Below are 14,531 nucleotides of genomic sequence, written 5' to 3' on the forward strand. Positions count from 1 at the left end.
CTCAGATGGTCACGTTGGCATCGGGTAGCCGCACCTCGGCCAGCTGCAGCTGTTCGGCATTGAAGCGCCGGTAGGCCTGCTGCCACTCGGACGGCTGCTGCACCGGCATCACCTGCACCGCCGTCACCTTGTATTCGGGGCAGTTGGTGGCCCAGTCCGAATTCTCCGTCGTGATCACGTTGGCGCCCGATTCCGGGAAGTGGAAGGTGGTGTAGACCACGCCCGGCTGCATGCGCTCGGTGACCAGCGCGCGCAGCACCGTGGCACCGGCACGGCTCTCGATGCCGACCCAGTCGCCCTCTGCAATGCCGCGTTCCTGGGCATCGTGCGGGTGGATCTCGATGCGGTCTTCGGCGTGCCACTGCACGTTCTCGGTCCGCCGCGTCTGCGCCCCCACGTTGTACTGCGACAGGATGCGGCCGGTGGTCAGAATCAGCGGATACTTGCGCGTCACCTTTTCGGACGTGCCGACGTACTGGGTGATGATGAAGCGCCCCTTGCCGCGCACGAATTCCTTGATGTGCATGGTCGGCGTGCCTTCCGGCGCGTCGGCGTTGCACGGCCACTGGATGCTGCCCAGTTGGTCCAGGCGCGCGTAGCTGACGCCGGTGAAGGTCGGGGTCAGCATCGCGATCTCGTCCATGATCTCGGATGGGTGGCGGTAGTCCATCGGATAGCCCAGACGGTTCGACAGCGCCACCGTCACTTCCCAGTCGGCGTAGCCGGCGCGTGGCGGCATCACCTTGCGCACGCGCGAGATGCGCCGTTCGGCGTTGGTGAAGGTGCCGTCCTTTTCCAGGAACGACGAGCCGGGCAGCAGCACGTGGGCGAACTTCGCGGTCTCGTTGAGGAAGATGTCCTGCACCACCACGCACTCCATCGCCTGCAGCGCGGCGGTCACGTGCTGGGTGTTGGGGTCGGACTGGACGATGTCCTCGCCCTGGCAGTACAGGCCGAGGAAGCTGCCGTCCAGCGCGGCTTCGAACATGTTCGGGATGCGCAGGCCCGGCTCGGCCTGCAGCGGCACGCCCCAGGCCTGCTCGAACACGCCGCGCACGGTGCTGTCGGACACGTGGCGGTAGCCCGGCAGCTCGTGCGGGAAGGAACCGATGTCGCACGAACCCTGCACGTTGTTCTGGCCGCGCAGCGGATTCACGCCGACGCCTTCGCGGCCCACGTTCCCGGTCGCCATGGCCAGGTTGGCGATCGCCATCACGGCGGTCGAACCCTGCGCGTGCTCGGTCACGCCCAGGCCGTAGAAGATGGCGGCGTTGCCGCCCGTCGCATACAGGCGCGCCGCCTCCCGCACCAGCTGGGCCGGCACGCCGGTGACGTCGGCCATCGCTTCCGGCGAATTCTCCGGCTGCGCCACGAAATCGCGCCACTGGGAAAACGCGCGTTCCTCGCAGCGCTCGGCGATGAACGCTTCGTTCAGCAGACCCTCGGTGACGATCACGTGCGCCAGCGACGACAGGATGGCGACGTTGGTGCCGGGTTTCAGTTGCAGGTGGTAGTCGGCGCGCACGTGCGGCGATTTGATCAGGTCGATGCGGCGCGGATCGATCACGATCAGGCGCGCGCCCTGGCGCAAGCGCCGCTTCATGCGCGAGCCGAACACCGGGTGGCCATCGGTCGGGTTGGCGCCGATGACCAGCACCACGTCGCACTGCTCGATCGACTTGAAGCTCTGGGTGCCGGCCGATTCGCCCAGCGTCTGCTTTAAACCATAGCCGGTCGGCGAGTGGCACACGCGGGCGCAGGTGTCGACGTTGTTGTTGCCGAATGCCGCGCGCACCAGCTTCTGCACCAGGTAGCCTTCCTCGTTGGTGCAGCGCGACGAGACGATGCCGCCGATCGAATCGACGCCGTATTTCGCCTGGATGCGCTTGAACTCGGACGCGGCGTAGTCGAGCGCTTCGTCCCAGCTGACTTCCTTCCACGGATCGGTGATCTTCGAGCGGATCATCGGTTTCAGTATGCGGTCCTTGTGCGTGGCGTAACCCCAGGCGAAGCGGCCTTTTACGCACGCATGGCCCTCGTTGGCCTTGCCGTCCTTGGCCGGCACCATGCGCACCACCTCGTTGCCCTTCATCTCGGCATTCAGCGAGCAGCCGACGCCGCAATAGGCGCAGGTCGTGGTCACGCTGTGCTCGCCCTGGCCGAGCCAGATCACCGATTTTTCCTGCAGCGTGGCGGTCGGGCAGGCTTCCACGCAGGCGCCGCAGGACACGCATTCGGATGCCATGAAGGGCTCGTTCTGGCCGGCCGAGACGCGCGAATCGAAGCCGCGTCCCGAGATCGTCAGTGCGAAGGTGCCTTGCGTTTCCTCGCAGGCGCGTACGCAGCGGTTGCAGACGATGCACTTGGAGGAATCGAAGGTGAAGTAGGGGTTCGATTCGTCCTTCTTCAGTTTTAAATGGTTCTCGCCGTCGTAACCGTAGCGCACTTCGCGAAGGCCGGTGACGCCGGCCATGTCCTGCAGTTCGCAATTGCCGTTGGCGGGGCAGGTGAGGCAGTCGAGCGGGTGGTCGGAGATGTACAGCTCCATCACGCCTTTTCTGAGCTGCTGCAGCTTCGACGATTGGGTGCGCACCACCATGCCGGGTTCGACCGGCGTGGTGCAGGAAGCCGGATAGCCGCGCCGGCCCTCGATCTCCACCAGGCACAGGCGGCAGGAGCCGAAGGGCTCCAGGCTGTCGGTGGCGCACAGTTTCGGGATGTTGATGTCGGCCAGGGCAGCGGCGCGCATCACCGACGTGCCGGCGGGGACGGTGACGCGCTCGCCATCGATTTCCAGCGTGACGTATTCGATATCGGCGTCCGCGAAGACGGCGGCAGGCGGCGTGCCCAGGTCGCGTTTGAGGATGGTTTCGATCATCTTGTTCTCCTAGGCGGCGCGCTCGCCCGCACTGGGCTGGCCGAAGTCTTCCGGAAAGTGGTTCAGTGCCGACAGCACGGGATACGGTGTCATGCCGCCCATCGCGCACAGCGAGCCGTACAGCATGGTGTCGCACAGGTCGCGCAGCAGCACCACTTGCTGCGCCGGTTGCGTGCCGGCGCGGATCTTGTCGATCACCTCGACGCCACGCGTCGAGCCGATGCGGCAGGGCGTGCACTTGCCGCAGGATTCCACCGCGCAGAATTCCATCGCATAGCGCGCCAGTTTTGCCATGTCGGCGCTGTCGTCATGGACCACGATGCCGCCGTGGCCCAGCACCGCCCACAGCGAAGCAAAGGCTTCGTAGTCGAGCGGCGTGTCCCACTGCGATTCCGGCAGGTAGGCGCCGAGCGGACCGCCGACCTGCACCGCCTTGATCGGACAGCCGGAGGCGCTGCCGCCGCCGTAGTCATATAAAATTTCGCGCAGCGTGACGCCGAAGGCGAGTTCGATCAGCCCACCATGCTTGATGTTCCCGGCAAGCTGGATCGGGAGGGTCCCGCGCGAGCGCCCCATGCCGTAGTCCTGGTAGTACTGCGCCCCCTTGTCGAGGATGATCGGCACGGTCGCCAGCGACAGCACGTTGTTGATCACGGTCGGCTTGCCGAACAGGCCGGCCAGCGCCGGCAGCGGCGGCTTTGCGCGCACGATGCCGCGCTTGCCTTCCAGGCTTTCCAGAAGCGCGGTCTCTTCGCCGCAGATGTAGGCGCCGGCGCCCTTGCGCACTTCGAGCTCGAAGCTGCGGCCTGAGCTGAGCAGGCTGCGCCCCAGGTAGCCGCGCTGCGTGGCCGTCGCGATCGCCGCTTCCAGCTGCCGGATCGAGTGCGGGTATTCGCTGCGCACGTAGATGTAGCCGCGCGTGGCGCCGACGGCGATGCCGGCGATGGTCATCCCTTCGATCAGCACGTAAGGGTCGCTTTCCATCACGATGCGGTCGGCGAAGGTGCCGGAATCGCCCTCGTCGGCATTGCAGACGATGTATTTTTCCGGGCCCGGCGCTTTCAGCACGGTGTTCCACTTGATCCCGGTAGGGAAGGCCGCGCCGCCGCGGCCGCGCAGGCCGGAGGCCGTCACGGCGGCGACGATTTCTTCCGGCGTCTTCAGGAGCGCATTGCGCAGCCCGCGGTAGCCGCCGTGCGCTTCGTAGTCGTCGAGCGAGAGCGGATCGGTGATGCCGGCGCGGGCAAAGGTCAAGCGCTGCTGGTGCGCCAGGTAGGGGATCTGTTCGACCAGGCCGAGCGCCAGCGCATGGCTGCCGTCGAACCCGGCGTGGAAGCCGGCCTCGAACAGGCCGGCGACGTCGCCGGCATCGACCGGACCGAAGCCGATGCGGCCCTGCGGCGTCTCGACTTCGACCAGCGGCTCCAGCCACAGCAGGCCGCGGGTGCCGTTGCGGACGATCTCGATGTCGAGTCCGCGCCGGGTGGCTTCGGCGGCGATCCTGGCCGCTACCGCATCGGCGCCGACGGCCAGCGCCGCCGAATCGCAGGGCACATAGATGCGCGTGCTCATACGGCCTCCGCGGTCTGGGCATGCGTCACATCGGCGAGCACGGCATCGAAGCGCGCCGGCGTCACGCGTGCGAACACCCGGTCGTCGACCGTCATGGCCGGCGCGCTGGCGCACAGGCCCAGGCAGTAGACGGGTTCGAGCGCGAAGCTGTCGTCCGCGCTGTGGCCGTGCAAGCCGCAACCGAGCGCCTGCTGCGCATGCGCCAGCAGCCGGTCGCCGCTCATGCTCTGGCAGGCCTCGGCACGGCACAGTTTTACGACGCACCGGGCCGGCGCTGCGCTGCGGAAGTCGTGATAAAAGGTGATCACGCCATGCACTTCGGCGCGCGACAAATTGAAATGCTGCGCGATCGGCTGGACGAGACTGGGTGGGACGTAGCCGAGGCGGTCCTGCAGCGCGTGCAGCAGGGGCAGCAGCTGGTCCTGGCGCGTGCCGTGGCGTGCGCACAGGTCGTCAAGGATGGCGTCCGGGTCGGATGGTGTGTGCATGGCGTCTCCATGTTGGCCCGCTTATGTTCGCTGCTGCATATGCGGGGCCGGTTTTGATGTTATAAATCCAGCCTAGCACCCGCAAAATTCTGAATCAATAGGAAATAATTTGCATATGCGCTCCTCGAAAAACCGTCGCGAGCGGCGGCCAGCGTGGTTGAGAAGCGCAGCTGTACGAAAGTACAGTGAGCATCGCAAACCGCGCTGGCAACGCGCAGTAGGTTTTTCGAGGAGTGCATATGCTGAAGGTCGAAATCCGTCCAGACTGGATTCTCAGAGATGCGCGCGGCACGCCCACTGCCTTGCCGGCGCTGCTGTCGCTGCTGACGGCGGTGAGCCAGAGCGGCAGCATCAGCAAGGCGGCCACGGCCTGCGGCATGTCCTACCGCCACGCCTGGGGCTTGCTGGAACAGTTCGGCGACCAGTTCGGCGCCCAGCTGGTGCACAAGGTGAGAGGGCAGGGCACGCTGCTTTCTCCGCTGGCGGAAAAGCTGATCTGGGCCGACCGCCGCATCAGCGCGCGCTTGAGCCCGCTGCTCGACAGCCTGGCGTCCGAACTGCAGCAGGAGCTGGCGCGCGTGCTGGCCCTCGAAGCGCAGGTGCTGCGCCTGACGGCCTCGCACGGCTTCGCGGTGGCGGCGCTGGTCGCGCAGCTGGGCGGGCAGGGCGTCGCAGTCGACATCAAGTACCGCAGCAGCACCGAAGCCGTGGCGGCGCTGGCGCACGACGAATGCGACCTGGCCGGCTTCCACCTCCCGATGGGCAAGTTCGAAGCGGCCGCCGCCGCGGCGCACCGGCAATGGCTGGACCCGGCGCGCCATGCCTTCCTGCACCTCGCCTGTCGCCAGCAGGGCCTGTTCGTCGCGAAGGGCAACCCGAAACGTATCGGCGGACTGGACGACCTGGTGCGTCCGGACATCCGTTTCGTCAACCGCCAGCACGGCTCCGGCACACGCGTGCTGCTGGAGCTGCTGCTGGCCGACCGCGCGCTCGATACCGCCCGCATCGCCGGCTTCGACAGCGCCGAATTCACGCATGCGGCGGTGGCGGCTTTTGTTGCCAGCGGCATGGCCGACGTCAGCTTCGGCGTCGAGACCGCGGCGCGCCGCTTCGACCTCGATTTCATTCCGATCTGCCGCGAGCGCTACTTCCTGGCCTGCGACCGCGCCGCACTCGATACGCCGCTGCTGCAGGCTGCGCGCGACGCCATGGCGAGCGCCGCCTTCCGCCAGGTACTGGACGGTTTGCCGGGCTACGACGGCACTGCCTCCGGCGCCCTGGAAACCCTGTTCTGACACGCGGATTTTGCAAATCTTGACCCGGGTCAAGTGGACTTTCCGGGCCGGTTGGCTAAGATGGCCCGGCATCGCCACATATAAATAAAACATCGGAGGAGACTGGGAATGAGCAAGGCACTCGAAGGCGTCCGGATTCTCGATTTCACTCACGTCCAGTCGGGGCCGACCTGCACCCAGTTGCTGGCCTGGTTCGGCGCCGACGTCATCAAGGTAGAACGGGCCGGCGAGGGCGACGCCACCCGCGCCCAGCTGCGCGACATCCCCGGCGTCGACAGCCTGTACTTCACGATGCTGAACCATAACAAACGCTCGATCACGCTGAATGCCAAGCACCCGGCCGGCAAGGAAGTGCTGGAAACCCTGATCCGCGATTGCGACGTGCTGGTCGAGAATTTCGCCCCCGGCGCCCTCGACCGCATGGGTTTTGGATGGGAGCGCATCCAGGAGCTCAATCCGCGCATGATCGTGGCGTCCGTCAAAGGCTTCGGGCCGGGGCCGTACGAGCACTGCAAGGTGTACGAGAACGTGGCGCAGTGTACCGGCGGGGCGGCGTCCACCACCGGTTTCGAGGACGGTCCGCCGGTCGTCACCGGCGCCCAGATCGGCGACAGCGGCAGCGGCCTGCACCTGGCGCTGGGCATCGTCACCGCGCTCTACCAGAGACAAGTCACCGGCCGCGGCCAGCGCGTGCTGACGGCGATGCAGGATGCGGTGCTGAACCTGTGTCGCGTCAAGCTGCGCGACCAGCAGCGGCTCGAGCGCAATGGCGTGATGGAAGAATATCCGCAGTATCCGGAAGGGACCTTCGGCGACGCCGTGCCGCGCGCCGGCAATGCCTCCGGCGGCGGCCAGCCGGGCTGGATCCTGAAGTGCAAGGGCTGGGAAGACGACCCCAATGCCTACATCTATTTCATCACGCAGGCGGCGGTGTGGCCGGCGATCTGCAAGGTGATCGGGCGCGAGGAGTGGATCACCGACCCCGACTACGCCACGCCGCGCGCGCGCCTGCCGCGCCTGATGCAGGTGTTCGCCACCATCGAGGAATGGACCCGCGAGCACACCAAGTTCGAGGTGATGGATATCCTCAACCAGTACGACATCCCGTGCGGCCCGATCCTGTCGATGAAGGAGATCGCCGAGGAACCGTCGCTGCGCGCCACCGGTACCATCGTCGAGGTCGATCATCCGGAGCGCGGACCGTATCTGACGGTGGGCAATCCGATCAAGCTGTCGGACAGCCCGACCGAGGTGCGCCGCTCGCCGCTGCTGGGCGAGCATACCGAGGAGGTGCTGGGGCAGCTGGGCTACAGTTCGGAGCAGATTGCGGCGCTGCGCTCCGTACACGCTATATGATTCGTCGCCCCTACCGAATCCAATAATCCGGCCGGGCATACGCCGCCTTCAAGGTATCGATGAACGCCCGCACCCGCGCCGGCAAATGCCGCTGCTGCATGTACACTGCCATGATGTCGTAGTCCGGCAGGGCGTAGTCGTCCAGCACCGTCACCAGCTCGCCCGAGGCCAGCTGCGACTGGATTTCCCAGGTCGAGCGCCAGGCCAGTCCCAGACCCTCGCTGGCCCAGCGGTGCAGCAGTTCGCCGTCGTTGCAATCGAGCTTGCCGTCCACCTTGACGGCGACCGGCTTGCCCTCCTTCTGGAAATACCAGCCGCGCTGCTGGCCGCCCTGCAGGTTAAAGGCGAGGCAGTTGTGCCTGGCCAGGTCGTCCAGCGTGCGCGGGGTGCCGCAGCGCGCAAAATAGGCCGGCGTGCCGCACACCACGCGCCGGTTGGCGCTAAGGCGCACCGCCACGAAACTCGGGTCGATCGCGCCGCCGATGCGGATGCCGAGTTCGTAGCCTTCGCGCACCAGGTCGACGACCTGGTCGGTCAGGTTGAACGAGATCCGCACCTTCGGGTGCGCCGCCAGGAAGGCCGGCGCATGCGGCGCCACGTGCAGCCTGCCGAACGCCGCCGGCGCCGACACGATCAGGTGGCCGCTGGCTTCATCGCGCCCTTCGGAGACGATGGTCTCGGCCGTCTCGACGCCGGCCAGCAGCTTGCGGCAGTGCTCGAGGAACAGGGTGCCGGATTCGGTCAGCGCCAGGTGGCGCGTGGTGCGGTGCAGCAGCTTGACGCCGAGGCGGCGCTCGAGCGCGTCGATGCGCCGGCCCAGCATCACCGGGGTGACGTGCTGGGCCAGGGCGGCACGCGCCAGGCTGCCCTGGTCGACGGCCTCGACGAATGCGCTCATCTCGCGGAACTTATCCATATAAACAGTATTCCATATTCCTGGTATCGAATCACACGATTTTTTGTGGGCTTATCAAGCACGCCGCCACGTCCTAGCATGCCACTATCTACTCAACCGATACGGGAGACGACATGGCCAGGATGACCGCAGCAGAAGCAGCCGTGCGGGTAATGGAAAAGGAAGGCGTGCAGGTGGCTTTCGGCGTGCCCGGCGCGGCAATCAACCCGCTGTACGCCGCGTTGCGCAAGCGCGACAGCATCCGCCATATCCTGGCGCGCCACGTCGAGGGCGCCTCGCACATGGCCGAAGGTTTTACCCGCGCGCAGGCCGGGAATATCGGCGTGTGCATCGGCACCTCGGGCCCGGCCGGGACCGACATGATCACCGGCCTGTACGCGGCGCATGCCGATTCGATCCCGATCCTGTGCATTACCGGCCAGGCGCCGCGTGCGCGCCTGTACAAGGAAGATTTCCAGGCGGTCGACATCGAATCGATTTCGAAACCTGTCACCAAATGGTCGGTGACGGTGCGCGAGCCGGCGCTGGTGCCGCAGGTGTTCCAGCAGGCCTTCCACCTGATGCGCTCGTCGCGTCCGGGTCCGGTGCTGATCGACCTGCCGCTCGACGTGCAGCTGGCCCAGATCGAGTTCGACCCCGACACCTATGCGCCGCTGCCTGCCTACAAGCCGGCCGCCACCCGCGCCCAGGTCGAAAAAGCGCTGCACATGCTGAACGAGGCGCAGCGGCCCCTGATCACGGCCGGCGGCGGCATCATCAATGCCGATGCCTCCGAACTGCTGGTCGAGTTTGCCGAGATTACCGGGGTGCCGGTGATCCCGACGCTGATGGGATGGGGTTCGATCCCCGACGACCACCCGCAGATGGCGGGCATGGCGGGCCTGCAGACCAGCCACCGCTACGGCAACGCGACGCTGCTGGCGTCCGACTTCGTGCTCGGCATCGGCAACCGCTGGGCCAACCGCCATACCGGCAGCGTCGACGTATTTACGAAAGACCGGCAATTCGTCCATATCGACATCGAACCGACCCAGATCGGCCGCGTGTTCGGTCCCGACCTCGGCATCGTCTCGGATGCGAAGGCAGCGTTAACTTTACTGGTGCAAGTGGCGCGCGAGTGGAAGGCCGATGGCCGCCTGGCGGACCATGGGGCCTGGCTGGCCGACTGCCAGGAACGCAAGCGCACGCTGCTGCGCCGCAGCGATTACGACAGCGTGCCGGTGCATCCGCTGCGCGTCTACCACGAGATGAACGCCTATTTTGGACGCGACGTGCGCTACGTGGCCTCGATCGGCCTGTCGCAGATCGCCGCTGCCCAGTTTTTGCACGTGCAGCATCCGCGCCACTGGATCAATTGCGGCCAGGCCGGCCCGCTCGGCTGGACCATCCCGGCCGCGCTCGGCGTGCGCGTGGCCGATCCCGACGCCGACATCGTCGCCATCTCGGGCGACTACGATTTCCAGTTCCTGATCGAAGAACTGGCCGTGGCCGCGCAGTTCAAGCTGCCCTACATCCACGTGCTGGTGAATAACGCCTACCTCGGCCTGATCCGCCAGGCCCAGCGCGGCTTCGAGATGGATTACTGCGTGCAGCTCTCGTTCGAGAACGTCAACGCGCCCGAGCTGGAAGGCTATGGTGTCGACCACGTGGCGGTGGTCGAGGGCCTGGGCTGCAAGGCGATCCGCGTGTTCCGCCCGGACGACATCATCCCCGCCTTCGAGCGCGCGCGCGAACTGATGCGCCAGTACCGCGTGCCGGTAGTGGTCGAGGTCATCCTCGAGCGCGTGACGAATATCGCGATGGGGACCGAGATCAATGCGCTCAACGAATTCAACGATGTCCTCACCGTGGAGTAAGACATGAAACTGGCTGCCAACCTGACCATGCTGTTCAATGAGGTCGATTTCCTGGACCGTTTCGAAAAGGCGGCGCAGGCCGGCTTCCGCGGCGTGGAATTCCTGTTCCCGTACGCGTATCCGGCGCAGGCGATCGCCGAGCAGCTGGACAAGCACCGCCTGCAACTGGTGCTGCACAACCTGCCGCCCGGCGACTGGGCCGGCGGCGAGCGCGGCATCGCCTGCCACCCCGGACGGCGCGCCGAATTCGAGGCCGGGGTCAAGCTCGCCGTCGATTATGCGCGCACGCTCGGCGTCAGGCAGCTGAACTGCCTGGCCGGCATCGTGCCGCGCAGCGCCGACCCCGAGCAGGCCCGTGCCGTGCTGGTGGCGAACCTGCGCTTTGCCGCCGCGCGCCTGAAGGAAGAGGGCATCGCGCTGCTGATCGAGCCGATCAACACCGTCGACATCCCCGGTTTCTTTTTGCACGGCACGCGCCAGGCGCGCGACATCATCCGTGCGACAGGTTCGGACAACCTGTTTCTGCAGTACGACATCTATCACATGCAGCGCATGGAAGGCGAGCTGGCTGCCACCATCGAAGCCAATTTGCCGCTGATCCGCCACATCCAGCTGGCCGACAACCCGGGCCGCGGCGAGCCCGGCACCGGCGAGATCAATTACCGCTACCTGTTGGAACGGCTGGACGTGATCGGCTACGACGGCTGGGTCGGCTGTGAATACAAGCCGCGCAGCAGCACCGCCGAGGGCCTGGCATGGCTGGCCCGGCACGGCATCTGATTCCGCAACCATTCAAGGAGACGATCATGACCAAAGTGGGATTCATCGGCCTGGGCATCATGGGCGGCCCGATGGCCGGCCACCTGCAGGCGGGCGGCTGCAAGCTGTACCTGCACGACGTGAAAAATCCGCCGCTGGCGCTGGTGGAGGGCGGCGCCACCGTCTGCACCAATGCCGGCGAGGTGGCCAAGCGCGCCGACATCATCATCGTGATGGTGCCGGACACGCCGCAGGTGGAACAGGTGCTGTTCGGCGAGAACGGCGTGGCGGCAGCGCTTACGCCGGGCAAGATCGTGGTCGACATGAGTTCGATCTCGCCGCTCGCCACCAAGGACTTCGCAAAGAAGATCAACAAGCGCGATTGCGACTACCTCGATGCGCCGGTCTCGGGCGGCGAGGTCGGCGCCAAGGCAGCGTCGCTGACCATCATGGCCGGCGGTTCGCAGGAAGCCTTCGACCGGGTGCTGCCGCTGTTCCAGATGATGGGCAAGAACATCACGCTGGTCGGCGCCAACGGCGACGGCCAGACCGCCAAGGTGGCCAACCAGATCATCGTGGCGCTGACGATCCAGGCGGTGGCCGAGGCGCTGCTGTTCGCCTCGAAGGCCGGCGCCGATCCGGCCAAGGTGAGGGAAGCGCTGATGGGCGGCTTTGCGGCCTCGCGCATCCTGGAAGTGCACGGCGAACGCATGGTCAAGCGCACGTTTTCTCCGGGCTTTCGCATTGCACTGCACCAGAAGGATCTGAACCTGGCGCTGCAGGGTGCGAAAAGCCTCGGCGTCTCGCTGCCGAACACGGCGGCCACCCAGGAGCTGATGAATTCCTGCGCCGCGCATGGACTGGCCCAGCTCGATCATTCGGCGCTGTGCCAGGCGATCGAGCGCATGGCGAATCACGCGATCGCCGCCGGTTGAAGGACAGGCCATGGCAACGATGGTGATGTTTCATCCGGACTGCCTCGAGCACCGGCCGGGCGCGGGCCACCCGGAATCGCCGCGCCGCCTGCACGCGGTGTTGCAGGCGCTGCAGCAGCCCGAGTTCGCGCAGCTGGCGTGGCGCGAAGCGCCGCTGGGCACGCGCGAGCAGGTGCTGCGGGTGCACACGCCGCACTACGTCGAGCTGATCGAGACGGTGGCGGAATCGGTGGCCGCATCGGCTGCATCAGGCCGCGGCCTGGTGCAGCTGGATGGCGGCGATACCGTGATGTCGTCCGGCTCATGGAATGCGGTCATGCGCTGCGTCGGCGCCGCCTGTGCCGGCGTCGATGCGGTGCTGGCGGGCGCAGCGCGCAACGTGTTCTGCGCCACCCGGCCCTGCGGCCACCATGCGGAGCCGGGGCAGGCCATGGGCTTCTGCATCTTCAACCAGGTGGCGATCGCGGCCCTGCATGCGCTCGACGTGCACGGCTTGCAGAAGGTCGCCGTGATCGACTTCGACGTCCATCACGGCAACGGCACCCAGGCCGCCTTCTATCACCGGCCCGAACTGTTCTTCGGCTCCAGCCACCAGTCGCCGCTGTACCCCGGCACCGGCGCGGCCGACGAGCGCGGCGACAGCGGCAACATCGTCAACCTGCCCCTGCCGCCAGGCTGTGCCTCGGCACTGTTCCGCGCGCGCGTGGAAGCCGATCTGCTGCCGGCGCTGCGCCGCTTTGCACCCGAGCTGATCCTGGTGTCGGCCGGTTTCGATGCGCACCGTCTCGATCCGCTGGCGCAGATGGCGCTCGAAGACGCCGACTTCGGCTGGATCACGCAGAAGGTAATGGCCATCGCCGACGCCGTGTGCGAGGGCCGCATCGTGTCGGTGCTGGAGGGCGGCTACAGCGGCGAGGGGCTCGGTGGCGGCTGTGCCGCGCACGTGAGGGCACTGATGCAGCATTGAGAAACTACGCTTGCTGCCAGGGCGCCGGAATCAGCGCCGCGATCCGCTGCGCGCCTTCGTCCAGTAAAAATTGGTGGAAGGCGCGCGCCACCGGCGGCAAGCGCTTTTCGCGGCGGTGCACAACGTACCAGTGCAGCATCAGCGGAAAGCCGTCCACCTGCAGCACCGTCAGGCTGCGGTCGGTAAGCTCGCGCCCGATCGTGTGGGCCGACAGGAAGCCCAGTCCCATGCCGGCGATGACGGCCTGCTTGATCGTCTCGGTGCTGCGGATCTCCATCGCGACCTGCAGTTCGGCCAGGTGCGCACCGAACGCATCCTCCATCGAATGCCAGGTGTCCGAGCCGCGCTCGCGCACCACGAACGGGTGGCGCAGCAGCGCCGCCATGCCGATGTGCGCCTGTCCGGCCAGCGGGTGGTCGGGTGCCGCCACGATCACGTAGGGGTGCGGCGCAAAGGCGTCGTGCTGCACGTCGTCCTGCGCCGGCGGGCGCACCATCACCGCGAGGTCGGTGCGGTTGGCGGCCAGCTGGCCCAGCAGCTCTTCGCGGTTGTGCACGGTCAGGTTCAGCTGCACGCCCGGATGGCGGCGCGCGAACGCCACCATCAGCTGCGGGAAAAAATAATCGCCGGCGCTGATCACCGCCACATTCAGGCGGCCGCTGGCGATGCCCTTGTAATGCGCCATGGCGGCCTCGGCATCCTCGAACTGGCGGATGATCGCGCGCGCGAAATCGAGCAGTTCGGTGCCGGCCTGGGTCAGGTAGGTCTTCTTCCCCAGCTGCTCGAACAGCGGCAGGCCGGCGTGGTCTTCCAGCATGCGGATCTGGGTCGACACGGCCGGCTGCGTGAGGTGCAGTTCGGTGGCGGCGCGCGAAAAACTGAGGTGGCGGGCGACCGCCTCGAAGGCTTTCAGCTGGCGCAGCGTGGCGTGCTTCATGGGCGTCTCCTGGCGCCTTCGATGTATCAGCGCTCGCTAATGATTATCCCTAAAAAATATGAATTTTACGAATCCTTCGATGCGCCTACTATCGTCGACAGCGAGTTGCCCACTTCACTGGAGCCTGCGATGAACGACCTCACCATCACCAGCATCACCAACGTCACCACGCCACATGGCGACCCCGGCCATGAGGCTGAAGTCCGCCGCAATGCCTACAACGCCGCCTTCTACGAACTCGGGCTCGGATGGTTCTGGGAAGCCGGCTGCCACCAGGCCGGTCCAGCCGGCGAGCGTGCCTGCGTGCGCGAGTACCTGGCGCAGCACCAGCCGCATCTGCTGACGGCCTACGACGCCGACTTCCTGGTCGATGCGATCCTGGCCGCGAAAGAGCGCTGCGCGCCGCACTTCGCGGCCGGTGTCCGGCCCGCCGCAACGATCGACTGGCGCGAGCTGCAGCAGCGCCAGATCGGGATATGAGATTTTCGAATCTTAACCGCGGTCAAGGATATGAAAAATCCGTTCTTCCACAATCGGCCCAGCTGTTGAACTTTGACCAAGGGTTCCAGGCT

At 66.4% G+C, this 14,531-nt stretch carries 12 protein-coding genes; 7 read left to right on the forward strand and 5 right to left on the reverse strand.

What is annotated here, in order from left to right; translation table 11 throughout:
• Position 1 precedes the first annotated feature (1 nt).
• From fdhF to FBX97_RS21955, 3 genes are read right to left on the reverse strand one after another with little or no spacing between them, the layout of a single operon-like run.
• Positions 2-2,878: a formate dehydrogenase subunit alpha gene (fdhF, locus tag FBX97_RS21945; protein ID WP_141836577.1), complete on the reverse strand. Its 2,877-nt coding sequence runs from the start codon at positions 2,876-2,878 to the stop codon at positions 2-4.
• 9 nt (positions 2,879-2,887) lie between these two features.
• Complete coding sequence (locus tag FBX97_RS21950) at positions 2,888-4,450, reverse strand: NADH-quinone oxidoreductase subunit NuoF (protein WP_141836579.1); 1,563 nt, start codon at positions 4,448-4,450, stop codon at positions 2,888-2,890.
• Complete coding sequence (locus FBX97_RS21955; RefSeq protein ID WP_141836581.1) at positions 4,447-4,938, reverse strand: formate dehydrogenase subunit gamma; 492 nt, start codon at positions 4,936-4,938, stop codon at positions 4,447-4,449. Before FBX97_RS21955 ends, FBX97_RS21950 begins: the two co-directional genes overlap by 4 nt.
• A 239-nt stretch (positions 4,939-5,177) precedes the next feature.
• Here FBX97_RS21955 and FBX97_RS21960 point away from each other — a divergent pair, with 239 nt between their 5' ends.
• Both FBX97_RS21960 and frc read left to right on the forward strand, forming a co-directional pair.
• Complete coding sequence (locus FBX97_RS21960; protein WP_141836582.1) at positions 5,178-6,233, forward strand: substrate-binding domain-containing protein; 1,056 nt, start codon at positions 5,178-5,180, stop codon at positions 6,231-6,233.
• A 108-nt stretch (positions 6,234-6,341) separates the two neighbouring features.
• Positions 6,342-7,589, forward strand: coding sequence for a formyl-CoA transferase (gene frc, locus FBX97_RS21965; protein ID WP_141836584.1), 1,248 nt, complete (start codon positions 6,342-6,344; stop codon positions 7,587-7,589).
• Positions 7,590-7,599: 10 nt separating this feature from the next.
• On the opposite strand, the gene FBX97_RS21970 is transcribed toward frc, so the two are convergent.
• On the reverse strand, positions 7,600-8,505 hold the full coding sequence (locus FBX97_RS21970; protein WP_141836586.1) for a LysR family transcriptional regulator: 906 nt from the start codon (positions 8,503-8,505) through the stop codon (positions 7,600-7,602).
• Between the two features lie 113 nt (positions 8,506-8,618).
• Between FBX97_RS21970 and gcl the strand changes: the two genes are divergently transcribed.
• Genes gcl through FBX97_RS21990 form a run of 4 tightly spaced genes read left to right on the forward strand, consistent with a single transcriptional unit; the run spans position 8,619 to position 13,022 of the window.
• On the forward strand, positions 8,619-10,361 hold the full coding sequence (gene gcl / locus FBX97_RS21975) for a glyoxylate carboligase (RefSeq protein ID WP_141836588.1): 1,743 nt from the start codon (positions 8,619-8,621) through the stop codon (positions 10,359-10,361).
• A gap of 3 nt (positions 10,362-10,364) precedes the next feature.
• Positions 10,365-11,141 carry a hydroxypyruvate isomerase gene (gene hyi / locus FBX97_RS21980; protein WP_141836590.1) on the forward strand — a complete coding sequence of 259 codons (777 nt, stop codon included), beginning with the start codon at positions 10,365-10,367 and terminating at the stop codon, positions 11,139-11,141.
• A 26-nt stretch (positions 11,142-11,167) separates the two neighbouring features.
• Positions 11,168-12,055 (forward strand): 2-hydroxy-3-oxopropionate reductase, encoded by an 888-nt coding sequence (locus FBX97_RS21985; protein ID WP_141836592.1) that lies wholly within the window; start codon positions 11,168-11,170, stop codon positions 12,053-12,055.
• Positions 12,056-12,065: 10 nt separating this feature from the next.
• Positions 12,066-13,022, forward strand: coding sequence for a histone deacetylase family protein (locus tag FBX97_RS21990; protein ID WP_141836594.1), 957 nt, complete (start codon positions 12,066-12,068; stop codon positions 13,020-13,022).
• Between the two features lie 4 nt (positions 13,023-13,026).
• Here FBX97_RS21990 and FBX97_RS21995 read toward each other — a convergent pair whose 3' ends face one another.
• On the reverse strand, positions 13,027-13,959 hold the full coding sequence (locus FBX97_RS21995; RefSeq protein WP_141836596.1) for a LysR family transcriptional regulator: 933 nt from the start codon (positions 13,957-13,959) through the stop codon (positions 13,027-13,029).
• Between the two features lie 129 nt (positions 13,960-14,088).
• Between FBX97_RS21995 and FBX97_RS22000 the strand changes: the two genes are divergently transcribed.
• The gene (locus FBX97_RS22000; RefSeq protein WP_141836598.1) at positions 14,089-14,439 is read left to right on the forward strand and encodes a hypothetical protein; all 351 of its coding nucleotides are present in this window, start codon (positions 14,089-14,091) and stop codon (positions 14,437-14,439) included.
• Positions 14,440-14,531 lie beyond the last annotated feature (92 nt).

Origin of the sequence: Herbaspirillum sp. SJZ107 (genome assembly GCF_006715485.1) — a bacterium.
Taxonomy (GTDB): domain Bacteria; phylum Pseudomonadota; class Gammaproteobacteria; order Burkholderiales; family Burkholderiaceae_D; genus Telluria.

Excerpts from the sequence above, each read along its gene's own strand:
- fdhF (WP_141836577.1), bottom strand. The coding sequence starts at position 2,878 with ATGATCGAAACCATCCTCAAACGCGACCTGGGCACGCCGCCTGCCGCC.
- FBX97_RS21950 (WP_141836579.1), bottom strand. The coding sequence starts at position 4,450 with ATGAGCACGCGCATCTATGTGCCCTGCGATTCGGCGGCGCTGGCCGTC.
- FBX97_RS21955 (WP_141836581.1), bottom strand. The coding sequence starts at position 4,938 with ATGCACACACCATCCGACCCGGACGCCATCCTTGACGACCTGTGCGCA.
- FBX97_RS21960 (WP_141836582.1), top strand. The coding sequence starts at position 5,178 with ATGCTGAAGGTCGAAATCCGTCCAGACTGGATTCTCAGAGATGCGCGC.
- frc (WP_141836584.1), top strand. The coding sequence starts at position 6,342 with ATGAGCAAGGCACTCGAAGGCGTCCGGATTCTCGATTTCACTCACGTC.
- FBX97_RS21970 (WP_141836586.1), bottom strand. The coding sequence starts at position 8,505 with ATGGATAAGTTCCGCGAGATGAGCGCATTCGTCGAGGCCGTCGACCAG.
- gcl (WP_141836588.1), top strand. The coding sequence starts at position 8,619 with ATGGCCAGGATGACCGCAGCAGAAGCAGCCGTGCGGGTAATGGAAAAG.
- hyi (WP_141836590.1), top strand. The coding sequence starts at position 10,365 with ATGAAACTGGCTGCCAACCTGACCATGCTGTTCAATGAGGTCGATTTC.
- FBX97_RS21985 (WP_141836592.1), top strand. The coding sequence starts at position 11,168 with ATGACCAAAGTGGGATTCATCGGCCTGGGCATCATGGGCGGCCCGATG.
- FBX97_RS21990 (WP_141836594.1), top strand. The coding sequence starts at position 12,066 with ATGGCAACGATGGTGATGTTTCATCCGGACTGCCTCGAGCACCGGCCG.
- FBX97_RS21995 (WP_141836596.1), bottom strand. The coding sequence starts at position 13,959 with ATGAAGCACGCCACGCTGCGCCAGCTGAAAGCCTTCGAGGCGGTCGCC.
- FBX97_RS22000 (WP_141836598.1), top strand. The coding sequence starts at position 14,089 with ATGAACGACCTCACCATCACCAGCATCACCAACGTCACCACGCCACAT.